This is a genomic window from Alteromonas sp. ABV2_168, from assembly GCF_056161165.1.
Genome location: NZ_JBSWYQ010000010.1, coordinates 42,244 through 63,666, shown reverse-complemented (window position 1 = coordinate 63,666; position 21,423 = coordinate 42,244). Strand labels below are relative to the sequence as shown.

Below are 21,423 nucleotides of genomic sequence, written 5' to 3'. Positions count from 1 at the left end.
TGATTGCTTATCTCACGGGGTGAAACATTCTGGTTGAAAACGCGTATAAACAGTTAAACGTCCAAACCGGAATATCACATGTTAAAAGCCGTACTTGATTTGTTCAGGGATCCCCCGTCAGATAAAACGCAAACCCATACAACAGAACTGGCTACCGCCGTGTTGCTGAGTGAAATTATTCGCGCAGATCGCGAAGCAGACCCCAGGGAACTTGAGGCATACCGCGCCTTGCTGGAAAGGCAGTTTTCTCTGGATGCTGATGAGCTGAACGCATTAATGAACGAAGGTCAGACGTCGGCAGAAGAAGCGGTCGATATGGTGCAGTTCACACATGTTATTAATCAAAAGTGTAATATTGATGAAAAGCAGGCTATTCTAACGGGCTTATGGGAAGTGGCCTATGCCGATAAAAATATTGCTCCTGTTGAAGAGCATACCATCAGACGTATAGCCGACTTATTACATTTACCTCACAGCCAGTTTATTAAAACAAAGCTTTCCGTTACGGAACAGTCTGCCGGTTGAGCAGTTTGCATAGCTGAGTCGTCCGACTGGTGTAAACAATCAGGCAGGTTAGTTTGTTCCGGTCCATGAAGTTGCCGTTGACGTTGCTGATATCTGTAGCAGTAGCGGCGTCTGTAATCGTTGTCTACATCGTGTCGCTGAACGCGCAGCAAGCCCGTGTTACCTCCATGCAGCAGGAGCAGTTGTCAGCCCTCGTGCAGAATGTGGCGGCCCGCCTGGAGCCGGCACAGGGTAACCGTGACATCGATGGCGAAGTAGCACGAAAGGAACTTGCTCTGCAGTTATCACACCGTCAGGTCACTGCGGCTTTCGTATTTGATTTAAGAAAAAACCTCATCACCTCTTCGGTTAAACAGAATAACCTCGCCAGTGACTCCTTTGCTGTTACATTGCCTGCTGGCATTCAGATGGCTGACGGACTTATGTATGCCGTAGCCAATATCGGTAAAGAGCCTTATCTGACTGGCAAAGTGGTAATGGTCAGCGACATGAACGGGCTGCTGGCGCAGTCGCAGAAGACATTATTTTTCTCTGTCATTCCCTGGCTTGCCGGCACCATCTTTCTCACCGTGATTGTCGCGCTGCTGGTAAGCCGCAGATTGCTCAGACCCCTGCAGGCCCTGATCGAATTTACCCGTGATATCGCCAGAGACAAAGACTACTCAAAGCGATTTTCTGATAAACACAATCACGAGGTCGCCAGGCTGGGCACCAGTATCAACAGTTTTCTCGATACAATCGAAGTCGAGCTGATCATCAATAAAGAACAGAACGATACGCTGGTGGAACAGCAGCAAACAATGATGCGGCTGGCGAATTACGACAGCCTCACAGGACTCCCTAACCGGCAATTTGTGGTGGATAACCTCAGGCTTGAGCTGGCCCGTGTAAGACGCACCAAAGATGATTTGGCACTGGTTTTCTTTGATCTCGACGGATTCAAAGGGATTAATGACTCGCTGGGACATGAAACCGGCGATCTGATCCTGATAGAAGTGGCGGACCGTGTCGTGAACCTGTTGCGGGAAGGCGATTTAATTGCACGGCTGGGCGGTGATGAATTTATTATTGTGCCTGACAGGGACGTGTCGGATGCAAGCCTGAAAAACCTGGCAGATAAACTGGTCAGCGCATTCACCGACCCCTTCATGCTGAGAGGTCTGGCGTTGACAGTTGGTGTCAGTGTAGGGATTGCCAGAGCCAGTGATGCGGAGTACGAGCTCAGTCAGTTAATGAGTAATGCTGACCTTGCCATGTACCGATCTAAAGCGAAAGGACGCGGGACTTACACATTATTCACCATTGATATGGTTGAATCGTACAAGCGTAAAATGTCTATTGCTAACAGCATTGACGGTGCCATCCGGCAGGATGAATTTCTGGTTTACTATCAGCCCAAAATTAGTCAGCAGGGTGAAATTATCGGCCTTGAAGCGCTCATACGCTGGCAGCACCCTGAATTTGGTCTGGTGATGCCGTCAGAGTTTATTCCCATTGCAGAGCAGGGCGGTAAAATATCGGCCATCACCCAGTGGATGATTGAACGGGTATGTATGGAACTGCCCGATCTGCAAATGCTGATCTCCCGTAAATTTAAAGTCGCAATCAATCTGTCCGGCCACGATTTACGCCACACCGGCTTGTTCGACGATATCTACGGGTTATTTGAACGTTATCAGGTGAATCCTGAGTATTTCGAATTTGAAGTCACCGAATCCGCCTATCTGGAAAACTTTGCTTTTGCTGATAAGTTCTTCAAGCGTCTCAGCAATCTCGGTTGTGCTATTTCTCTGGATGATTTTGGTACCGGTTATTCATCGTTAAGTTACCTCACGCAAATCACCATCGATACGCTTAAGGTTGATCGTCAGTTTATCCGAGAACTGGACACCTCTGAGCGCTCACGGCTGGTAACCGGTACCATCATTGATCTGGCTAAACGACTGGCACTAACCGTATGTGCCGAAGGTATAGAACACCCCGGTCAATGGGCGTATCTGATTGAGCATGGCTGTGATCATGTTCAGGGGTACTTGTTCAGCAAGCCTGTACCCCTCTCCAAACTGCTGACTATTGACCAAAATTATCTGCATTTATTAAATGCTCCGGATGCGGCGCAGGGATAAAAATTTGCGCCGCCAGTGTAGATAATTTGCAACACCTGCAACTTCTTATTCGTAGTGTTAAACCACAAGTTACTGATTTTGTTGGTTAATGGTGTTTTGGCACTACTTGTGCAATCTCCTGTTTAACGTGAGCTTCTGTATAACCGGACGGGTCTCAGTCCTTTACATCCGCTCACAACCCGCGAGCACAGGAGGTTGTTATGAAGCGAATTGAGAAAGTATTTTTATTGTTATTTACCATTATTGCTGTTCAGGCTATCGCTGTTGCAGAGGCCAATGCCGGTGAAGCATGGATGTCTGAACTGGATGAAGATCAGGACGGTTATATCTCCCTTAAAGAGGCTGTTGCTGATACCCGTTTGTTACGTCTTTTCAGTCGCATTGACGATAATGCAGATGGTCAGTTGAGCATTGACGAGCTGAAAGCCAGCGAGGAAGTAGAACTACTCAGCATGCGCGCATCTGCTAAATAATCTTTTTAACGATGGCACAGGGTATTTGGTGCCATCATCTATTGCGGCATTGAAAGGGGTATGCGATCCTGAAAAACCGGACTTTATTTAGTGATCGAATTTTGCGAGTTGGTTCCCTCAGACAACTTACGTTAGGTAGTTTTTTACTTGCGCTGGTTCCCCTTATAGCACTGCTTTGGCAAAGCCAGAGCGATCTTGCCAAAGTCAGCAGGATGACCACCAAAGAGACACGTTTCGTCGTGACGGTCGTGGGTTACCTGCAAAATCTGGACGGTGCTGCCATAGATCTGGAACGTACCCTCCGTCAGTACGCCATTATCCAGAACGCCACCGTCGCTGATTTAACTGACAATGCAATTGCTCAGTTTGCCAGCGCGCAAAGCAAGCTCTGCGGTATCGTTCCGGCGAGTGAAAATTGCGGGCTGCTGAAAAAGCAAATTGAGCAATTACGAAATTTCCGCACTATTAACGATCAGCTTTTACTGAATGCGTATCTCGCTTCATTAAGTAACGGTGTTACAGCCATCCGTAAAGACGTGGACAAGGCTATTCAAACCCGTCTGGCTGTGCAGCAGGAAGACATGACTGATATGCAGGCCAAGCAGGCATGGTCGACGGCGCTGCTGGTCAGTGTGTCATTGTTGCTGATTTTGCTCGGCAGCCAGTTGATTGTGAATCCGGTGCGCAAGCTCAAGCAAATCATTCAGATCCTCGCCCATCAGCGTGGTGAGCTGCCGCCATTGTCTACGAAGGCGCCCTACGAATTAATTGGGGTAGAAAGAGATCTTCATTGGCTGGCGGAACGTTTACAGCAGCTTGAACATATACGCACTGCGCTTTTGCGACATGCCGCCCACGAACTTAAAACGCCGCTGGCAAGCATTAAAGAAGGGTGTAGTTTGCTTTCTGAGAATGTTGTCGGTGAGCTGAATCCCCAGCAGGTTGAAGTACTGTCTTTGCTCAGTTCCAGTACCCAGCGCCTGAATACGCTGGTAGAAAAGCTGCTGGATTACAACCTGCTTCTGCAGCAGGCTGAACCCAAATTTACGGACATCAATCCGCAGGATCCGGTCAGAGATTGTATCGAAGATTACGCCCTGGCACTGCAGGACCGTGAGGTTACTGTGGATGTAACAGTAGAAACCATTAGTGTCGACGAGGAGTTGTATCGTCGTATACTTGATAATCTGGTATCGAATGCTGTGGCACACGGTGCAATAGGCAGACCTATTTCCGTCAGAATTTATCAACAGGAGGAGGTAGCAGTACTTGATGTAGCTAACCGGGGGAAAAAGATTCCGCCGGAAAAAGTGGGTAAACTTTTTGAACCGTTTACCCGGGGTGACGATCCAAGAAACGACAATGTCATTGGCACGGGTTTGGGCCTGTCCATTGTTTCAGACTGTGCCCGTTTGATGCACGGCGATGTGGCTGTTGTTGATGTAGATTATGCCGATGTCTGTTTTAGAGTAAGCATTCCGCAGAAGGAAAAACGTTAATGAAAATCAAATTATTGCTGCCACTGGCCGCCATGCTGGGTGGATGTGCAGCGATAGAAGGGAATGAGTCTGCACCAGTTATTCCGGTCGAGGAAAATACGGTCGCACCGCAACTGGTGGAGAGTGATTCCCTTTGTCTGGTAGAAAAAGACACAGAATCTTTTGAGCACCAGTGCGATTTGCTCTATTGGGTGAACCTGTGGGTTCAGGCCGACAATACCCGCTGGCCTGTGCGCAGAGATGCTATCGCCGGGTTGTCCGATTCCACAGAGGATAAAATTAAAAAAATCATTTTATCACTGCCTGTAGACACCCCTTATCAGAGTCGCCTTCGTGCCCGGCACTGGCTGACTGAAGTGAAGGATAAGCTGACGCCGGATATGCAAACCGTGGTGGCCACTATTGTTAATGCCCCCAACGATGAAATGCTTGAGCTTGAATCGGCAATGGTGATCTTAAACCGCGTGAACACCGATAAAGAAAAGCAGTTGCAGATGCTTGAAAAAGAACTGGAATCACAAACAAAGAAGATGGAAGAGTTGCTCAAAGTTGAAGCAACGCTGATGGATAAAAACAGGAGTACGCAGCGATGAATGAATCCGGAGCGCGAAACGCCAGATTATTGCTCGTTGACGACGATAAAAGTTTACTTCGCCTGCTGACCATTCGCCTTGAAGGTGAAGGGTATCAGGTCACGGCGGTAGAAGATGGTCAGGCGGCATTACGTAAAATTCGTAGTGATGACTACGACGTGGTGTTGTCTGATTTACGTATGCCGGGCCTTGATGGTCTGAGCTTATTTGAAGAAATCATGGGGGTCCGTAAGGATATTCCTGTGATATTGATGACAGCCCACGGTACGATTTCTGACGCCGTTGCGGCAACCCAGCGTGGTGTATTCGGCTTTTTGCCTAAGCCGGTGGATCACGACGAATTACGCAAGTTATTGCAAAAAGCCCTGAGTCAGTCGTTATCTGTTCAGCCGGAAGAGTGGTGCAAAGATATCATCACCCGTGCTCCGGAAATGACCAGTGTGATGGACCAGGCTTTCCGTATTGCCCAGCGTGAAGTGAGTGTGCTTATCAGTGGTGCCAGCGGTACCGGTAAAGAACTGCTGGCGAATGCTATTCACCGTGCCAGTAACCGCCGTGACAAGCCGTTTATTGCCATTAACTGTGGTGCATTGCCGGAAAACCTGCTGGAGTCAGAATTGTTTGGTCATGCAAAGGGCGCCTTTACCGGTGCGGTGCATGCAAATCCCGGTTTGTTCCGTGAAGCGGATGGCGGTACCTTGTTCCTTGATGAAATTGGCGACATGCCAATGACGTTACAGGTCAAATTGCTGCGTGCGTTGCAGGAACGTCAAATCCGGCCTGTGGGCAGTGCTAAACACGTGGACATCGACGTACGTATTATTTCTGCAACACACAAAGATTTGCATAAAGAAATGGAAGAGGGCAGCTTCCGTGAAGATTTGTATTATCGTCTTAACGTGGTGAATCTGAAACTACCTTCCCTGAAAGAGCGCAGTGAAGACATTCCGTTGCTCGCCCGTACATTGCTTCAGCAAAGCGGTCAGCGTCACGGTGTGAATGTGACGCAGTTTTCTGATGATGCCATGCAGCTACTGGTGAAATCAGAATGGCCCGGTAACGTTCGGCAACTGGTTAACGTAGTTGAGCAGTGTGTGGCGCTGACACAAACGCCGGTGATCCCGCTGCATCTGGTGCAACAGGCGCTGTCGGCTACCCGCCAGAGCTGGCCAACACTGACCGAAGCCCGTGATGCATTTGAACAGAAGTATCTGCACAAATTATTGAAAATGACCGATGGCAACGTGACCCGTGCCGCCGAGCTGGCCGGTCGTAACCGTACCGATATGCACAAGCTGATGAAAAAACATGAGCTTGATGCCGGTGATTTCCGCTAGAAGCCGGTAACTTCACCAACATTATTTTCTGATAATACCCCGCCGCACTCTGTTAAATGAGCAGAGTGCGGATATTTATTTCCTCTCTACAACCCGGTTCTTAATCTTTCAAAACAAAGAAGTTTGCTCAGCAGATGGTGGTGCGAAAGTCAGAGCAGGCAATGCTGCATCAGGATAGCAGGCGTTGTAACTGTCGATAAATTCTGCTGCCAGCCAGGGCGCATCGCCATTTTCCGGTTTGTGGAAGAACATGTATGGTGTGCGGCCTTCAAGCCGCCACTGATGGCATTTTCCTATCCAGGGTTGTAAGCAGCGGGTATTGGCGGCATCGTCATTACCACCCACAAAGCGCACAACCGGTGCCGTGGATGTCGCAATCACATTCACCGGCAGTCTGGGCTTTTTCATCCGTACTTCTGTGGTCAGTTCGCTGTCAGACGGACCGGCGAATAATCCCCGCGTATCCATAATGACCCTGTTTACCTTCTGTTCTATGAGCATGCGGTTAAATTGTTGTTCCGCGCCGCCTTTATCAAAAAATGCCGGATGACGTACTTCAACGCCAAGAGGTATGTCTGCCGGAAATTGCTGCAACATTGCGGAAATGGCCTGCAAACTGTCAGGGCCGGTGCTGGCGGGCAGTTGCAACATCAGCATGCCCAGCCGTTCTTTCAACGGGGCCAGCAGCGACAACTGCTTTTCAATATCAGGGTGGTTCGGGTCCGGTGCGCCACTGTGAGTGATGGTCTGGTGGACTTTAAACGTAAAGCGGAAGGTCTGCGGGGTTTGCTCAATCCACCGGGCCACAGTGTCCGGTGAGGGCAGGGCATAGAAGGTGGTGTTGCCTTCCACTGAATTCATATGCTTTGCATAATATCCGAGGGCATTTTTTCGTGCTCCGGCATCGTTAAACCAGTCCCCCGGCCAGCGGCTGTGTTGCCACTGAGGCACACCAATGTACACAGGTGGCAGAGAATTGTTCAGTTGGCTGTGGAAATCGCTTTTAGTCATTGGGCTTTACGATGCATTTGTTTATACTATGCGACCTTATTTTTATCTAAAGTCTGAGGCTTAACCGGATAGTTGCCTGACTGAGACAAGTCACCGTCCGGCTGCATTGAAGCACTGACCGCAATGCCTTGCAAGTCAGCATCGCCAGGCAGACAACACATTACCAGAGGTTCAGGGACCATGCGCACAGATTACTGTGGGAATATTGATTCATCTTACGCCGGCCAGGAAGTCACACTTTGTGGTTGGGTTAACAAGCGTCGTGATTTAGGCGGCGTTATTTTCATCGATCTTCGTGACCGCGAAGGCATCGTGCAGGTGGTCTTCGATCCCGATTTACCGGAAGTACTGGACGTAGCCAATAAACTGCGTAATGAATTCTGCGTGAAGCTGACCGGTAAAGTGCGTGCCCGCCCTGAAGGTCAGATAAACAAACAAATGCGTACCGGTGAAATTGAAATTCTTGGCACTGGCCTGGAAATCATCAATAAGTCTGCGGTACTGCCGCTGGACTGGAACCAGGAAAACTCTGAAGAACAACGTCTGCGTTATCGTTACCTCGACCTGCGTCGTCCGGTAATGAGCGACCGCCTGAAGTTTCGTGCCCGTGTTACCGGTGCAGTACGCCGATATCTGGAAGAAGAAGGTTTCCTGGATATCGAAACCCCGATTCTGACGAAAGCTACGCCGGAAGGTGCCCGTGACTATCTGGTTCCAAGCCGGACTCACAAAGGCGAATTCTTTGCGCTGCCACAGTCACCTCAGCTTTTTAAACAGTTGCTGATGATGTCGGGTATGGACCGTTATTACCAAATCGTAAAATGTTTCCGTGACGAAGACTTACGTGCTGATCGTCAGCCAGAATTCACTCAAATCGATTTGGAAACCACCTTCCTTGATGCTGATGGCGTAATGTCTATCACCGAAGGCATGATCCGTGACTTGTTCCAGAAAATGCTGAATGTCGATCTGGGTGAATTCCCCCGTATGACATACGCAGAAGCGATGCAGCGTTTCGGTAGTGATAAGCCTGACTTACGTAACCCGTTGGAACTGGTAGATGTGGCTGATTTGCTGGCTAACGTAGAGTTTAAAGTATTCTCCGGTCCGGCCAACGATCCGAAAGGCCGTGTGGCGGTTATCCGTGTGCCAGGCGGTGCCAGCCTGTCCCGTAAGCAGATTGATGAATACACCAAATTCGTCGGCATCTATGGTGCTAAAGGTCTGGCATGGATGAAAGTGAATGAAGACAAGCCTGGTCAGGAAGGTCTGCAATCACCCATTCTGAAATTCCTGTCTGAAGACATTACTGATGCGCTGTTACAGCGCACCGGCGCACAGGCTGGCGACATTCTGTTATTCGGTGCGGACAGCAAAAACGTAGTAACTGAAGCTATGGGTGCACTGCGTCTGAAGCTGGGTGAAGATTTCGAGTTGCTGGAAGGTGACTGGAAACCTCTGTGGGTTGTTGACTTCCCTATGTTTGAAGAAGCGGACGGCGCGCTGTTTGCGTGTCACCATCCGTTCACGGCACCCCGCGGCCTGACCGCTGAAGAGCTCAAAGCGAACCCGGCTGAAGCGATTTCTGATGCCTACGACATGGTACTGAACGGTGTGGAACTGGGCGGTGGTTCTGTGCGTATTCACAATCAGGACATGCAGTCTGCGGTATTCAGTATTCTGGGTATTGACGAAGAAGAAGCGCAGAACAAGTTTGGCTTCCTGTTAGAAGCTCTGCAGTTTGGCGCGCCGCCCCATGCTGGTCTTGCTTTCGGTCTGGATCGTCTGGTGATGCTGATGACCGGGGCAACGTCAATTCGCGACGTAATGGCATTCCCGAAAACCACCACGGCTGCATGCCCGCTGACAGATGCACCGGGCCCTGCAAATCCGGCAGCGCTGGCGGAACTGGCCATTGCGACTGTTAAGAAAGACGCTGAATAATTCCGGATGGCGTTAAAGCGACCGGAATCTGTGCTGGTGGTGCTCTATGATGAGCACCACCGCATATTGTTACTACAACGCAACGATGACCCTTCATTCTGGCAGTCTGTAACAGGGACTGTCGAAGCCGGTGAGCTTCCTGCAGAAACTGCTGTCAGAGAAGTCGCCGAAGAAACAGGCATCGTTCTGACTCCCTTGCAGCTTAATGACTGCTCTCATATCAACCGCTACGAAATCCGCCGGCGCTGGCTGCACCGTTACCCGCAGGGTACCCGTTTTAATACTGAGCATGTCTTCAGTGCCTGTGTCTCTTCGGCCAGTGAACTTGTGCTAACTGAGCATCTGGCGTTTGAATGGCTGGACAAACCTGATGCCCTGGCTAAATTATGGTCGCCTTCAAACCGTGATGCAGTAGAAGCATTTGTGCCGGAGTGCCGAAGATGATTATACTGGGTATAGATCCAGGTTCCCGTGTAACAGGGTATGGTGTGATTGCCAGAAAACAGGGCAAAATTGTTTATTTGGGCAGTGGATGCATTCGTGTCAAAAGCGATGTTATGGCTGACCGGCTGGCACAAATTTTTGCCGGTGTGGGTGAAGTAATACGTGAATTCACGCCGCAGCAATTTGCCATAGAGCAGGTTTTTATGGCGAAAAACCCGGATTCTGCATTGAAGCTCGGGCAGGCAAGAGGGGCTGCCATTGTGGCGGCTACGCAGTCTGAATTGCCAGTGGCTGAATATTCGGCGAGACAAATCAAACAGGCTGTTGTCGGAAAGGGTAGTGCGGAGAAAACCCAGGTACAGCATATGGTTAAACATTTGCTTAATTTGCCGGGAACGCCTCAGGCCGATGCTGCCGATGCCCTTGCTGTAGCGCTGTGCCATGCACACACGGAACAAAGTCTGATTAACATGGCGGGACAGGCCAGTAAAACCGTCCGTCGCCGCCTACGCTGAATCGGTGCTAGCAGGCTCTTCTGGAGACACATGCCGGTGCCGTTTAAAACACGCCGTGAACCCATCCCTGGGGGCTCTGCTGCAGCATCCATGCTGCAGAAGGTTTTAAACGTCCCCGACTAGTGTCTCTGCGAGCCTTTTGCACCTAAAAAATGATGCTTGGCTATTTTTGCAATTGAGCACGAATTGGCTGCGAAATGAAGGCGGTCATTATAGTCGGGCACCTAATTTGGTTATCAAAAAAATGATTGGAAGAATTGAAGGGCGATTACTAGAAAAACAGCCCCCGGAAGTATTAATCGATGTGAACGGTATTGGCTATGAAATTCAGATGCCGATGACCAGTTTTTATCAACTACCAGCAGTAGGTGAGAGTGTGGCGGTTTATACCCACTTTGTGGTGCGCGAAGACGCACAATTGCTGTTTGGTTTTGCCGATAAAATGGAACGTGAGCTGTTCCGCGAACTGATTAAGGCCAATGGTGTGGGGCCGAAGTTGGGCCTTACCATTCTGTCTGGCATGTCTGCAGGACAATTCCTGATTAGCGTGCAGAATGAAGATGTGAGTGCACTGGTCAGCCTACCGGGCATCGGTAAGAAAACTGCCGAAAGGCTGGTGGTTGAACTGAAAGACCGGCTGGCGAAATTCGGTAAGCAACAAGCTGTTCCCATGCCCGTAGACGTAGACGTAGACGCCAAATTCATGAACACTATTGTGCCTGTAAACGATGCCAGAGAAGAAGCACAAAGTGCACTGATTGCCTTAGGGTATAAACCTGCTCAGGCAAGTAAGCTGGTTGAATCTGTTTATCAGAACGGTATGGGTAGCGAAAGTCTTATCCGCGAAGCTTTAAAAGCGGCACTTTAACGGAAATTTTTGATGATTGAAGCTGATAGACTGATTGCGCCTTCTGCTACTACAGAAGACGAAGTCATTGACCGCGCCATTCGGCCGAAAATGCTGGCTGACTACACAGGTCAGCCCCATGTGTGTGAACAGATGGAAATTTTTATTCAGGCGGCGCGCAATCGTGATGATGCCCTTGATCACCTGCTCATTTTCGGTCCTCCGGGATTAGGAAAAACCACGCTGGCAAATATTGTTGCTAATGAAATGGGCGTGAATATTAAAACCACATCCGGTCCGGTGCTGGAAAAGGCCGGCGATCTGGCAGCACTGCTTACCAATCTTGAAAAAAATGATGTGTTGTTCATTGATGAAATTCATCGTCTGAGCCCTGTGGTGGAAGAAATCCTGTATCCGGCTATGGAAGACTATCAGCTTGATATCATGATAGGTGAAGGCCCGGCTGCCCGCTCTATTAAACTGGATTTACCACCGTTCACGCTGGTGGGGGCGACCACCCGTGCCGGCTCTCTGACTTCGCCTCTGCGTGACCGTTTCGGTATTGTGCAACGTCTTGAGTTTTACAATATCAAAGATCTCACCACCATTATTCAGCGCAGCGCCAGTTATCTGAATCTGGATATGGATGCAGCCGGTGCTGAGGAAGTGGCGCGGCGCTCCCGTGGTACGCCGCGGATCGCAAACCGTTTGCTTCGCCGTGTCAGAGACTATGCAGAAATTAAAGCCGACGGAAAAGTACATGCAGACATTGCAGCGAAAGCGCTGGATATGCTGGATGTGGATAAAGAAGGCTTTGATTACATGGACAGAAAACTGCTGACGGCCATTATCGATAAATTCGACGGAGGTCCGGTGGGGCTTGATAATCTGGCAGCCGCAATCGGGGAAGAAAAGGAAACCATCGAAGACGTCATTGAGCCGTTTCTTATTCAGCAAGGGTTCCTTCAGCGCACCCCGAGAGGCCGTATTGTGTCTCAGCGGGCTTACCTGCATTTCGGATTTGAACCAAAAAGCTAAAATATCCTTTCTTGCCGGTCAGTGATTCATTGGCCGGCCATTTCTTCTTTCTGCTGCTATTTATGATATTTTCTTTCGGGCATAAAAAAAGCCCGCTCAAATTGAACGGGCTAAAACAACAAGTGTTGAAGGAAATAAATCCAGGGAACTCATGTCAATCAGGAGAAAACTCGTGTGAAACCGTTCCAGAACCGCTTCACTCTGTTCGACAGATGGGCGCATTATAGAGTAGTTTCTGAACCTGACAATTGAGGAAAATTATTTTTTACCATTAGAAAAATTAATGTGTTAAGTTGCTGTTAATGACTGGCCTTGGAATTTGTTTTTACCGCAGGAATAAAGCGTTTCAACGGCATAAATGGACCATTTGGTGAGTTCCCCGGTAAGTTTTTCTTTATGACGTTTTCATTACATTTTTAAAAGTGGAGTATTGCATGTCTGCAAAACATACCATGCCGGTGCGGGTTTATTACGAAGACACAGATGCCGGCGGTATTGTGTATTATGCGAATTATCTGAAGTTCATGGAGCGGGCCAGAACCGAGTGGTTGAGATCGCTGGGCTACGAACAGGACAAGTTGATGGAACAATCCATAGCCTTTGTCGTCAAACGGGTTGAAATGCATAACCATGCGCCGGCCAGATTTAATCAATTGTTGAGTATTGAATCGCAAATTGTAGAATTGAAGGGCGCAAGTTTAACTTTCAGACAAGAAATAAAAGATCCGCAAGACAACTGTTTAGTGTCGGCGGACATAAAAATTGTGTGTGTAGACCCTGTGGCAATGAAGCCACGGAAATTACCAGCCACTTTATCAGGGGATTTAGCTAGTGGAATCTGATTTAACCTTTATCGGTCTGTTCCTTCAGGCCAGTTTTGTTGTTCAGCTTATTATGTTGTTGCTGCTCAGTGTGTCAGTGGCTTCATGGACGTTCATTTTTCAGCGTACCAAAGCATTGAATGCAGCAGATAAAGAAATGCGCCAGTTTGAAGACAAATTCTGGTCAGGCGCAGATCTCAACCGTCTTTATCAGGAATTATCCGCCCGTTCTGATGTAACAGGGATGGCCAATATTTTCTGCGCCGGTTTTAAAGAATTTGTGCGTCTGCGCAAAGGTAACAATGCAGTGAACGGCATTGTCGACGGTACCTACCGTGCAATGCGTGTATCTATGTCCCGTCAGGTGGAAGAGCTGGAAAGCCGTTTGCCCTTTCTGGCTACTGCCGGCTCTATCAGTCCTTACATCGGTCTGTTCGGTACGGTATGGGGCATCATGAATGCATTTATTGCTCTGGGTGAAGTGCAGCAGGCCACACTGGCTATGGTGGCGCCGGGTATTGCAGAAGCCCTTATTGCAACCGCTATCGGTCTTTTTGCTGCTATTCCGGCAGTTATCGCTTACAACCGCTTCAGCCATAAAGTTGAGAAACTGGAGAACAGCTACGGGAATTTCATGGAAGAGTTTTCTGCCATATTGCACCGTCAGGCGATGACGGCACAGCCACAGTAACGATGTCCGGAGACTGATTATGTACATTCGTAAACGGCGTCGTCCGGTATCCGAAATTAACGTGGTGCCTTATATCGACGTGATGCTGGTACTGCTGATCATTTTTATGGTTACCGCGCCGCTTATTTCCCAGGGCGTGAAAGTGGAATTGCCGAAAGCCAGCGCCCAGCCGATTGAGCAGGAAGATACGCCGCCGCTCATCGCTTCGGTGGACGTACAGGGTAACTATTACCTGAACGTTGGCAACGACCAGGAAACCCCGTTGGGTACGCAGGAACTTACTGCACTGGTGGCCGAAAAATTAAAGTCTGAACCGCAAACGCCGGTGGTGGTGAAAGGGGACGGACAGGTTGCATATAACGAAGTGATTCAGTTGATGGTCTTGCTGCAAAAAGCAGGGGTGCCGTCAGTGGGATTAATGACAGACCCGGTGGACGAATCATAAAAAAGTATGCGTAAATTAAATTCTAATCAGCAGGCATTAGCTAAAGCCATTGGCGTTCACGTGGCGATTGCTGTAGTGTTGCTAATTAGCGTCAGTTTTTCGCCCGATCCTTTCGAGCCTGTAAGCAACAGTGATGCGCCTGTCATTCAGGCAACATTCATCGACGCGCAGGCCATTGCCGATAAGAAGCGTGCTGAAGAGGCTGCAGCCGAGAAGGCTCAGGCGGAAGCCGATGCCCGTCAGCGCAAAGCCAGAGAAGCAGCCGCTCAGGAGCGCAAGCGGAAAGAAGAGCAGGCGGCCAGACAGGCAGCTGAAAAGAAAGCGGCAGATAAGAAGCGCCGCGAAGAAGCTGAGCGTCAAAAGCAGCAGGAACTTAAGCGTATTGCTGCGCAAAAGGAGAAAGAACGTAAGCAGCGGGAGGCACAGGAAAAAGCCGACGCGGAAAGAAAAGCAAAAGAAGCCCGTGAAAAAGCAGAACAGGAAAGGATTTTGCAGGAGAAAGCCGAAGCTGAACGCGCAGCTCAGGCTCAGCGTCGCCGGAAACAGGTGATGTCTGAAGTTGATCGATACCGGGCGTTGATAACCTCTAAGGTGCAAAGCTTCCTGTATGCAGATGACAGCTTTAAGGGTAAAGAATGCCGTCTGAATATTCGCCTTGCAACGTCAGGTTACGTGACTCAGGTTAAACGCCTGGGTGGTGATGATGCGTTATGCCGTGCAGCAGAAGCAGCCGTGCGCCGGCCGGATAAGTTGCCTATGTCGGATGATCCGGCCGTGTACGAACAAATAAGAGATATAAACATAACGGTGAGACTGTAGTGACGATGAAAAAAATCAGGATGTTATTAGGTCTTGTCATACTAAGCGCTAGTGGTATGGCAAAGGCAGCATTGGAAATAGTGATCACTGAAGGGGTAGACAGTGCGCGCCCGATAGGTGTTGTCCCGTTTAAATGGGAAGGAGCCGGCCAGATGCCGGAGAACATCTCCGAAGTGGTGATGGCAGATTTAATGCGCAGTGGCAAGTTTAACCCGATTGCCGTTGCAAAAATGCCACAGCAGCCGGCAACCGATAAGCAGGTTAATTACAGTGCCTGGGCGGCTACCGGTGTGGACACCATTGTCGTGGGCAGCGTGGCGCCGGAAGGGGCTGACAGATACAGAGTATCATTTGAGCTGATTGATGTGTTGCGTGGTCAGGTTACCGGCGGCAAAAGTCAGGGTATGAGCAATGGCAAACTGGTTGACAGTGCCGATCATGTGATTGATGCCCGCCAGTCGGTAATCGGCTCTGCGGATTTTCGTCAGTACGCTCACCGCATCAGTGATGTGGTTTACGAAAAATTGACAGGTGAACGCGGTGCGTTCCTCACCCGTTTAGCGTATGTTGTGGTGCGTGACAGAAATAAAGAAAAGCGGCCGTACCAGCTGGTTATTTCAGATTATGATGGTGAAAATGAGACAAGATTATTGTCTTCACCTGAGCCGTTAATGTCACCATCATGGTCGCCTGACGGTGAGAAACTGGCTTATGTCAGTTTCGAGAACAAACGTCCGCAGATTTTTATCCAGGATATTTACACCATGGCGCGCACAAAGATGACGGATTTCCCCGGCATCAACAGCAGCCCGGTTTTCTCGCCGGATGGTAAAAGTCTGGCAATGGTGTTGTCAAAAGATGGCAATCCGGAAATCTATGTGATGGATATTGCGACGAAAAATTTACAGCGTATTACGCGAAATCGTGCCATCGATACGGAGCCGGCCTGGACACCGGATGGCAAGAGCTTAACATTTAGCTCGGAACGGGGTGGTAAACCTCAGATTTATAGCGTAAATTTATCTTCTCGTAAGGTTAGACGCCTTACATTTGAAGGCGAACAGAATCTTGGCGGTACCATTACACCTGACGGTAAACAAATGGTATTGGTAAATCGCACACGGGGTGATTACCGTATCGCTAAACTTGGATTGGAAAATGGCGGAATACAAGTACTGACGAAGACCTTTCTGGACGAGTCTCCGAGTATTGCGCCGAATGGAAGCATGATTATTTACAGTACCCTTCACAATGGCACACAGGTTTTATCTCTGGTGTCTTTAGACGGGCGCTTTAAGGCCAGGTTACCAGCCACAAATGGACAAGTGAAGTCGCCGAGTTGGTCACCATTTTTGTTTTAAAACAGATATACACAAATAAATATAAGGATTAAGAGGATGCAAATGAATAAAGTGATGAAAAGCTTCATTATTGCCTTGCCAGTGGTGACTATGATGGCTTGTTCTTCCGGCCCGTCTGAAGAAGAACTGGCCGCTGAACGTAACCGTGTTGCCCAGGAGCAGGCAGAAGCGGAACGTCAGGCTCGTGAAGCTGAACAGGCGCGTGTACAGGCAGAAGCTGCTACCCGCATGCAACGTCAGCAGGAAATGGTTGAAGAGCAGAAAGCGGCGCTGAAAAAAGAGCAAACCGTTTACTTTGATTTCGACCGTGCAACGATTAAAGCAGAATTCCAGGCTTTACTGGATAAACACGCTGAGTTCCTGGTAAACAACCCGGATCAAAATGTGGTTATCGAAGGTCACACTGACCAGCGCGGTACACCAGAGTACAACATTGCTCTGGGTGAACGTCGTGCACAAGCTGTTGAAACTTACCTGATGAACGCAGGTGTAAGCAGCAGCCAAATCTCTACTGTTTCTTACGGTGAAGAGAAGCCAGCGGTTATGGGGTCAACTGAATACGCGATGGCACAAAACCGTCGTGGTATCGTAGTTTACCAATAAGGGTTAAGCTTTGGTTAAACCAATGATTCAGGGCGTCACCATGTGTGCCGCCCTTTGTATTTCAGCCGCAGCGCAAGCTCAGGCTCCTGTTTATGATGTCGGTAACAGCAGCTCGCAGCAAACGGCTAATTCAGGTAATTCCTCCAGCACGTTAGAGCAACGCATCACTGTACTGGAGCGAATGGTAGACAGTCGCACGCAAATGCAGCACCGTTTACAGCAACAACTCGACACCATGCAGGGTGAAATTGACGAGTTGCGCGGGGCTGTAGAAGTGCACACCAATCAACTTGAGAAAGTGCTTGAGCGCCAACGCGAGTTGTATCTGGAAATTGACAAGCGTGTTGAAGCGTTAAAGCAGGCTGGTGTGGGCAGTGCATCCGGTTCAGCTTCTGATTATTCATCACCTGCGCCGTCTCAGCCAACACCGTCGAAACCTCAGTCACCGGCACAGGCCAGCGCAGAAAGCGAGAGTGATGCCTATGACGCTGCAGTCAATCTGATCCTGAAATCCAGAGAATACGACAAAGCCATTCCGGCTTTTCAGTCTTTCCTGTCATCTTATCCAAACAGTGAATACGCGCCCAACGCGCATTATTGGTTAGGGCAGTTGCTGTTTAATCAGCAAAAGTGGTCTGATGCATCTGAACAGTTCAATATTGTTATTGATCGCTTCTCAGACTCTCCCAAACGACCTGACGCATTACTTAAGCTTGGAGTGATAGCAGAAAGACAGGGCAACAAAGGGCAGGCCAGAAGCCTGTTTCAGCAAGTGGTCAATGAATATCCTGATTCATCAGCCACCAAACTTGCCCAGTCCCGTTTATCCGGATTATAAGCTGATTAAAAAAACCTCCTCCGGGAGGTTTTTTATTGCCCGCGAAATTCTGCGTAAAATACGCCTGCCTGTTTTCTATACGGAAAATCAAAAGTTAGCGGTGATGTACTCAATTTTGTCACTACAACTTTGTCTGCGAAGTGTGACGTTGAGAACGAAAAATAACCATCTGTTGCCGGCGTCTCAAAAATAATTAAAATTATTTTGAGAAAATTGGTGAATAATCCGGCAGTTGCACAAAATTTTTTTTAAAGATGAGAAAAAATTCAGGCAAATCCCACTGCAATTTCGCGTCCGGATGCTACATTTTTATCTGTCGGGCAGGGTTAAATTCAAAATAACTCTCCGAAAAGCGGGGGAATACTGTACGATTTGATTTCATTTTGACCGTTTGAACAAGAAAAACGAGAAAAGTGAAAATAAATCCGGATTTAAGGTTGCACTGCCTCAGAATCTGAGTATTATATGCCGCCGTTGCCACAGAGTGGTGACGCAGAAAGGCGAAAGGGTCGTTAGCTCAGTTGGTAGAGCAGTTGACTTTTAATCAATTGGTCGCTGGTTCGAATCCAGCACGACCCACCACTTTCTCCTATGTGAGAATGTCGCTTTTCACCGCAACCATAAGATGGGTCGTTAGCTCAGTTGGTAGAGCAGTTGACTTTTAATCAATTGGTCGCTGGTTCGAATCCAGCACGACCCACCATCTTATCTTTGCTCCGGTTATCCGGAACCTCTTAAAATTCTTAAATACTTCCTGTTAGATATTATCCCGATTCGTTATCAGCTTTATTAACCGCAAAAGCATTGCACTGTTATAAGTCATAGCGCTTTAATCCGGGCAAACACTTTTATTCATAGCGTATCCCTATGTAATTTTTATGACAGTCGGGTATAATCCGTCGCCCTATTGTCGATTATTCAGGCTATTTGTTATGACTATTGCTTTCAGAGTCGATCAAGTTGATTATCCGTTCCCGGCCAAGCCTGCGTCGCTTACTGATGTGCGCAAGGCCGAACTGAAGGAACAGATCAAGCAACTGCTGCGTGATCGTAATGCTGTTCTGGTAGCTCACTATTACACTGACCCCGAGATTCAGGCGCTGGCCGAGGAAACCGGTGGTTGCGTTGCGGACTCTCTGGAGATGGCACGCTTTGGCCGTGATGCCACTGAGCAAACGTTAATCGTTGCCGGTGTCCGCTTCATGGGTGAAACAGCAAAAATTCTCAGTCCTGAAAAAACCGTACTGATGCCAAACCTGGAAGCAACCTGTTCGCTGGATATCGGTTGCCCGGTGGAAGAATTCAGTGCTTTCTGTGACGCGCACCCTGATCACACCGTGGTTGTTTACGCCAATACGTCTGCTGCTGTAAAAGCAAGAGCCGACTGGGTGGTGACATCCAGTATTGCGCTGGAAATTGTTGAGCATCTGGACGAGCAGGGTAAACCTATCATCTGGGGCCCTGACCGCCACCTGGGTGCATACATTGCGAAGAAAACCGGTGCTGATATGCTGATGTGGCAGGGCGAGTGTATTGTTCATGACGAGTTTTCAGCGCAGAAACTGAGTGATATGAAAGCAGTGTACCCTGATGCAGCCATTCTTGTGCATCCGGAATCACCTGCCAGTGTGGTTGATCTTGCGGATGCTGCCGGTTCGACAAGTCAGCTGATTCAGGCCGCTCAGGATATGCCTAACAACACGTTTATTGTGGCAACAGACAAAGGCATTTTCTATAAGATGCAACAACTGATGCCAGAGAAGACGTTTATTGAAGCTCCAACGGCCGGTAACGGCGCAACCTGTAAAAGTTGTGCTCACTGCCCGTGGATGGCAATGAACGGCTTACAGGCCATCTACAACAGCCTGACAGAGGGTGTGAATGATCACGAAATCCATGTGGATGAAGCTTTGCGTCACAAAGCCCTCATTCCGCTGGACAGAATGCTCAACTTTTCAGCACAACTGAAGCAGAAAAAGCTGGCAATTGCTTAATAAAAGCGCAGTTGAGGTTTTTTTCCCGGTGAGTACTTGATTCAGCGGGAGACTTTCCCTACTATACGCGCGCTTTGACGAATTTCGTCAGACAATTCCGGAGAGATGGCTGAGTGGCTGAAGGCGCACGCCTGGAAAGTGTGTATACGTTAATAGCGTATCGAGGGTTCGAATCCCTCTCTCTCCGCCAGATACTAAAAACCCGCATTCATTGCGGGTTTTTGCTTTTCAGGCTTAAAACTGAATATCAGGCACCAATCACACCGCACAATGCTCTTGCGCCACCGCCGCCAAGTTTCTCCGGCGCGTCCGAGTAGTTATCACCGCCCTGGTGAACCATCAATGCTTTGTCTTTTACGTCTTCCAGTGATAACCGTGGTGCCAGTACCGGATGGCTGGCATTGCCCTCATCATCAACCAGCAGTATGGGTAAATCACCCATGTGGCTGTTATCAGCCCAGGGATAACCGTGCTGACCGGTTTTTTCCGGGTCCATATGACTGCCTGCTGCACCGGCGGGAACATTCTTTCCGTCTTTCATGGCAGAATCGCATGACGGATTTTCATGCACGTGGAAGCCGTGTCCGCCTGCCTCAAGACCGGATAATGCCGGTGTAAACACCAGTCCGTATTCGCTCTCTTCAATTTTTACGGTGCCGGCTGATTCACCGGTGGCAGGGTCTTTCAAGGTAACAGTGAAAAATTCTTCGTCTTCTGCAGCAATGCTACCGGCTGCGAAAAATAATGACATAGATAAAACGAGGACTGATTTTTTCATGAAGTCTCCGTGTAAATGAAATCTGAGGGCCGTTGCAGTGGAGAAGCGGTTCTTGCAGTGGCTGTCAGGGTTTCTACCCGGTCAGCACGGAAGGGAGATCAGATTTTAACGGTGACAAATACAAAAAAGCAGCCATCAGAGGCTGCTTCGCTTAAGAAAAAATGATGCTTACAGAGCGGCAATAGCTGCCTCGTAATCCGGCTCATCAGCCGTTTCAGCAACCTGCTGGGTGTAGGCCACTTTGCCTTCTTCATCAATCACCACAACGCTGCGTGATAACAGGCCTGTCAGTGGACCGGTGGTGAAAGTCACATTGTAGTCTGTGCCAAAATCTGAGCGGAACGTTGAACCGGTCAGAACGTTTTCAATCCCTTCTGCGCCACAGAAACGGCCGGCAGCGAATGGCAGGTCCGCAGATACACAAATGACCACAGTGTTGTCCAGTGAAGCGGCTTTTTCATTGAATTTACGTACAGACATGGCACACGTGCCGGTATCTACAGACGGAAAGATGTTCAGTACCACTTTCTTACCTGACAAATCTGCAGAGCTTACGGTAGATAAATCGGATTTTACCAGCTCAAACGCCGGTGCAGGTGTGCCAACGGCGGGTAAATCACCCAGAGTTTCTAACGGATTGCCCTGTAATGTAACTGTTGCCATGGAAGTTCCTTCATAATTGGAGTAAATGTTCATGATCTATATTGATGGAGTCAGGCGG

General features: G+C 48.9%; 23 protein-coding genes and 3 tRNA genes. 22 read left to right on the top strand and 4 right to left on the bottom strand.

Annotated elements, in window-relative coordinates; translation table 11 throughout:
* Positions 1–78 precede the first annotated feature (78 nt).
* The 6 genes from ACXAH4_RS15140 to ACXAH4_RS15115 all read left to right on the top strand — a co-directional run bounded on the left by ACXAH4_RS15140 (position 79) and on the right by ACXAH4_RS15115 (position 6,553).
* Positions 79–525 (top strand): tellurite resistance TerB family protein, encoded by a 447-nt coding sequence (locus ACXAH4_RS15140; protein ID WP_474882481.1) that lies wholly within the window; start codon positions 79–81, stop codon positions 523–525.
* A gap of 53 nt (positions 526–578) precedes the next feature.
* Positions 579–2,651 (top strand): EAL domain-containing protein, encoded by a 2,073-nt coding sequence (locus ACXAH4_RS15135; RefSeq protein ID WP_474882479.1) that lies wholly within the window; start codon positions 579–581, stop codon positions 2,649–2,651.
* Positions 2,652–2,851: 200 nt separating this feature from the next.
* Entirely contained in the window at positions 2,852–3,124 is a 273-nt protein-coding gene (locus tag ACXAH4_RS15130; RefSeq protein ID WP_474844800.1) for an EF-hand domain-containing protein, read from the top strand.
* 98 nt (positions 3,125–3,222) lie between these two features.
* Positions 3,223–4,623 (top strand): sensor histidine kinase, encoded by a 1,401-nt coding sequence (locus ACXAH4_RS15125; protein ID WP_349586212.1) that lies wholly within the window; start codon positions 3,223–3,225, stop codon positions 4,621–4,623.
* Complete coding sequence (locus ACXAH4_RS15120; protein ID WP_119500808.1) at positions 4,623–5,216, top strand: hypothetical protein; 594 nt, start codon at positions 4,623–4,625, stop codon at positions 5,214–5,216. The genes ACXAH4_RS15125 and ACXAH4_RS15120 overlap by 1 nt, the downstream gene beginning before the upstream one ends.
* Positions 5,213–6,553: a sigma 54-interacting transcriptional regulator gene (locus ACXAH4_RS15115; RefSeq protein WP_119500809.1), complete on the top strand. Its 1,341-nt coding sequence runs from the start codon at positions 5,213–5,215 to the stop codon at positions 6,551–6,553. Before ACXAH4_RS15120 ends, ACXAH4_RS15115 begins: the two co-directional genes overlap by 4 nt.
* 108 nt (positions 6,554–6,661) lie before the next feature.
* On the opposite strand, the gene ACXAH4_RS15110 is transcribed toward ACXAH4_RS15115, so the two are convergent.
* Complete coding sequence (locus ACXAH4_RS15110) at positions 6,662–7,564, bottom strand: DUF72 domain-containing protein (protein WP_474882477.1); 903 nt, start codon at positions 7,562–7,564, stop codon at positions 6,662–6,664.
* A 26-nt stretch (positions 7,565–7,590) separates the two neighbouring features.
* The gene (locus ACXAH4_RS15105) at positions 7,591–7,746 is read right to left on the bottom strand and encodes a hypothetical protein (protein ID WP_161599126.1); all 156 of its coding nucleotides are present in this window, start codon (positions 7,744–7,746) and stop codon (positions 7,591–7,593) included.
* Here ACXAH4_RS15105 and aspS point away from each other — a divergent pair.
* From aspS to ACXAH4_RS15025, 16 genes are all read left to right on the top strand, one after another.
* On the top strand, positions 7,745–9,508 hold the full coding sequence (gene aspS, locus ACXAH4_RS15100) for an aspartate--tRNA ligase (protein ID WP_474851134.1): 1,764 nt from the start codon (positions 7,745–7,747) through the stop codon (positions 9,506–9,508). The two genes, ACXAH4_RS15105 and aspS, sit on opposite strands and share 2 nt — an antisense overlap.
* Before the next feature lie 6 nt (positions 9,509–9,514).
* Entirely contained in the window at positions 9,515–9,952 is a 438-nt protein-coding gene (gene nudB / locus ACXAH4_RS15095) for a dihydroneopterin triphosphate diphosphatase (RefSeq protein WP_474844803.1), read from the top strand.
* On the top strand, positions 9,949–10,467 hold the full coding sequence (gene ruvC / locus ACXAH4_RS15090; RefSeq protein ID WP_119500813.1) for a crossover junction endodeoxyribonuclease RuvC: 519 nt from the start codon (positions 9,949–9,951) through the stop codon (positions 10,465–10,467). Before nudB ends, ruvC begins: the two co-directional genes overlap by 4 nt.
* 244 nt (positions 10,468–10,711) lie before the next feature.
* The gene (gene ruvA, locus ACXAH4_RS15085; protein ID WP_474882475.1) at positions 10,712–11,335 is read left to right on the top strand and encodes a Holliday junction branch migration protein RuvA; all 624 of its coding nucleotides are present in this window, start codon (positions 10,712–10,714) and stop codon (positions 11,333–11,335) included.
* Between the two features lie 12 nt (positions 11,336–11,347).
* Positions 11,348–12,352 (top strand): Holliday junction branch migration DNA helicase RuvB, encoded by a 1,005-nt coding sequence (gene ruvB, locus ACXAH4_RS15080; RefSeq protein WP_474882473.1) that lies wholly within the window; start codon positions 11,348–11,350, stop codon positions 12,350–12,352.
* 434 nt (positions 12,353–12,786) lie between these two features.
* Positions 12,787–13,194, top strand: a complete 408-nt coding sequence (gene ybgC / locus ACXAH4_RS15075; protein ID WP_474882472.1) for a tol-pal system-associated acyl-CoA thioesterase — start codon at positions 12,787–12,789, stop codon at positions 13,192–13,194.
* A complete protein-coding gene (tolQ, locus tag ACXAH4_RS15070) occupies positions 13,184–13,864 on the top strand; it encodes a protein TolQ (protein ID WP_349585487.1) in 681 nt (226 codons plus the stop codon). The genes ybgC and tolQ overlap by 11 nt, the downstream gene beginning before the upstream one ends.
* 19 nt (positions 13,865–13,883) lie before the next feature.
* Positions 13,884–14,309, top strand: a complete 426-nt coding sequence (gene tolR, locus ACXAH4_RS15065) for a protein TolR (RefSeq protein WP_119500818.1) — start codon at positions 13,884–13,886, stop codon at positions 14,307–14,309.
* Positions 14,310–14,315: 6 nt separating this feature from the next.
* Positions 14,316–15,128 (top strand): cell envelope integrity protein TolA, encoded by an 813-nt coding sequence (tolA, locus tag ACXAH4_RS15060; RefSeq protein ID WP_474844805.1) that lies wholly within the window; start codon positions 14,316–14,318, stop codon positions 15,126–15,128.
* Positions 15,129–15,133: 5 nt separating this feature from the next.
* Entirely contained in the window at positions 15,134–16,489 is a 1,356-nt protein-coding gene (gene tolB / locus ACXAH4_RS15055) for a Tol-Pal system beta propeller repeat protein TolB (RefSeq protein WP_474882470.1), read from the top strand.
* Positions 16,490–16,525: 36 nt separating this feature from the next.
* Positions 16,526–17,092, top strand: coding sequence for a peptidoglycan-associated lipoprotein Pal (gene pal, locus ACXAH4_RS15050; RefSeq protein WP_303574978.1), 567 nt, complete (start codon positions 16,526–16,528; stop codon positions 17,090–17,092).
* Positions 17,093–17,114: 22 nt separating this feature from the next.
* Positions 17,115–17,930, top strand: coding sequence for a tol-pal system protein YbgF (gene ybgF, locus ACXAH4_RS15045; RefSeq protein WP_474882596.1), 816 nt, complete (start codon positions 17,115–17,117; stop codon positions 17,928–17,930).
* 506 nt (positions 17,931–18,436) lie between these two features.
* Positions 18,437–18,512: transfer RNA gene (locus tag ACXAH4_RS15040), tRNA-Lys, on the top strand.
* Positions 18,513–18,557: 45 nt separating this feature from the next.
* Positions 18,558–18,633 (top strand) — tRNA-Lys (locus ACXAH4_RS15035).
* A 229-nt stretch (positions 18,634–18,862) separates the two neighbouring features.
* Positions 18,863–19,924 carry a quinolinate synthase NadA gene (nadA, locus tag ACXAH4_RS15030; RefSeq protein ID WP_474882468.1) on the top strand — a complete coding sequence of 354 codons (1,062 nt, stop codon included), beginning with the start codon at positions 18,863–18,865 and terminating at the stop codon, positions 19,922–19,924.
* 99 nt (positions 19,925–20,023) lie between these two features.
* A tRNA-Ser gene (locus ACXAH4_RS15025) sits at positions 20,024–20,114 on the top strand.
* 57 nt (positions 20,115–20,171) lie between these two features.
* On the opposite strand, the gene sodC is transcribed toward ACXAH4_RS15025, so the two are convergent.
* Together sodC and tpx are read right to left on the bottom strand one after the other, a co-directional pair.
* Positions 20,172–20,702, bottom strand: a complete 531-nt coding sequence (sodC, locus tag ACXAH4_RS15020; protein ID WP_474882467.1) for a superoxide dismutase [Cu-Zn] SodC — start codon at positions 20,700–20,702, stop codon at positions 20,172–20,174.
* Positions 20,703–20,870: 168 nt separating this feature from the next.
* Positions 20,871–21,365 carry a thiol peroxidase gene (gene tpx, locus ACXAH4_RS15015; protein ID WP_303574976.1) on the bottom strand — a complete coding sequence of 165 codons (495 nt, stop codon included), beginning with the start codon at positions 21,363–21,365 and terminating at the stop codon, positions 20,871–20,873.
* Positions 21,366–21,423 lie beyond the last annotated feature (58 nt).

Bases quoted from the DNA above. Each gene is read 5' to 3' on its own strand.
- tolA (WP_474844805.1), top strand. From the start codon at position 14,316: ATGCGTAAATTAAATTCTAATCAGCAGGCATTAGCTAAAGCCATTGGC.
- ACXAH4_RS15130 (WP_474844800.1), top strand. From the start codon at position 2,852: ATGAAGCGAATTGAGAAAGTATTTTTATTGTTATTTACCATTATTGCT.
- ACXAH4_RS15140 (WP_474882481.1), top strand. From the start codon at position 79: ATGTTAAAAGCCGTACTTGATTTGTTCAGGGATCCCCCGTCAGATAAA.
- ybgC (WP_474882472.1), top strand. From the start codon at position 12,787: ATGTCTGCAAAACATACCATGCCGGTGCGGGTTTATTACGAAGACACA.
- ACXAH4_RS15115 (WP_119500809.1), top strand. From the start codon at position 5,213: ATGAATGAATCCGGAGCGCGAAACGCCAGATTATTGCTCGTTGACGAC.
- ACXAH4_RS15110 (WP_474882477.1), bottom strand. From the start codon at position 7,564: ATGACTAAAAGCGATTTCCACAGCCAACTGAACAATTCTCTGCCACCT.
- ruvC (WP_119500813.1), top strand. From the start codon at position 9,949: ATGATTATACTGGGTATAGATCCAGGTTCCCGTGTAACAGGGTATGGT.
- ruvB (WP_474882473.1), top strand. From the start codon at position 11,348: ATGATTGAAGCTGATAGACTGATTGCGCCTTCTGCTACTACAGAAGAC.
- ACXAH4_RS15105 (WP_161599126.1), bottom strand. From the start codon at position 7,746: ATGGTCCCTGAACCTCTGGTAATGTGTTGTCTGCCTGGCGATGCTGAC.
- tpx (WP_303574976.1), bottom strand. From the start codon at position 21,365: ATGGCAACAGTTACATTACAGGGCAATCCGTTAGAAACTCTGGGTGAT.
- nadA (WP_474882468.1), top strand. From the start codon at position 18,863: ATGACTATTGCTTTCAGAGTCGATCAAGTTGATTATCCGTTCCCGGCC.
- tolB (WP_474882470.1), top strand. From the start codon at position 15,134: ATGAAAAAAATCAGGATGTTATTAGGTCTTGTCATACTAAGCGCTAGT.
- ybgF (WP_474882596.1), top strand. From the start codon at position 17,115: ATGATTCAGGGCGTCACCATGTGTGCCGCCCTTTGTATTTCAGCCGCA.
- nudB (WP_474844803.1), top strand. From the start codon at position 9,515: ATGGCGTTAAAGCGACCGGAATCTGTGCTGGTGGTGCTCTATGATGAG.
- tolR (WP_119500818.1), top strand. From the start codon at position 13,884: ATGTACATTCGTAAACGGCGTCGTCCGGTATCCGAAATTAACGTGGTG.
- aspS (WP_474851134.1), top strand. From the start codon at position 7,745: ATGCGCACAGATTACTGTGGGAATATTGATTCATCTTACGCCGGCCAG.
- ruvA (WP_474882475.1), top strand. From the start codon at position 10,712: ATGATTGGAAGAATTGAAGGGCGATTACTAGAAAAACAGCCCCCGGAA.
- pal (WP_303574978.1), top strand. From the start codon at position 16,526: ATGCAAATGAATAAAGTGATGAAAAGCTTCATTATTGCCTTGCCAGTG.
- ACXAH4_RS15120 (WP_119500808.1), top strand. From the start codon at position 4,623: ATGAAAATCAAATTATTGCTGCCACTGGCCGCCATGCTGGGTGGATGT.
- sodC (WP_474882467.1), bottom strand. From the start codon at position 20,702: ATGAAAAAATCAGTCCTCGTTTTATCTATGTCATTATTTTTCGCAGCC.